A 422-nucleotide genomic window follows, 5' to 3' on the forward strand; every position below is an offset into this window, starting at 1 on the left:
TTCGCTATCCGGCGATCAAGTTTTTCCTGATCGCGCTTGAGGTGCTTGGTGCTGATGTGACGACGGGCCGAGGCTACGGCCTTGAATTTGCTGCCATCAATAGCAACCAGATCACCTTTTACCAGGCCTGCCGAACGGCAGAACTGAACAAATGCGCGGCACGTTGCGGAGAACGCAGTGGCGTTATCTTTGCGGAAGTCGGCGATGGTTTTGAAGTCCGGCGCGAGGCGGTTGAGCAGCCACATGACTTCGATGTTGCGTTGGCACTCAGCCTCAAGCCGGCGCGAAGACCGTATGCGCTGGAAGTAGCCGTAGATGTAGAGTTTGAGCAGGTCGGCGGGGTTGTAGGGCGGACGTCCGTTGCCCTTGGGAATAGCTTTATCGAACCCCAGAACCCTGAGATCCAGGCGCGAAACATAGGC

Annotated in this window: 1 protein-coding gene; it reads right to left on the reverse strand. The window is 57.1% G+C overall.

The genetic code is table 11. The features are described from left to right. Positions 1–422: transposase (locus IFT99_RS26030; RefSeq protein ID WP_192136180.1), on the reverse strand; the 422-nt coding region annotated here is incomplete at both ends.

The organism is Pseudomonas sp. CFBP 8772 (assembly GCF_014841665.1).
Lineage (GTDB): Bacteria > Pseudomonadota > Gammaproteobacteria > Pseudomonadales > Pseudomonadaceae > Aquipseudomonas > Aquipseudomonas graminis_B.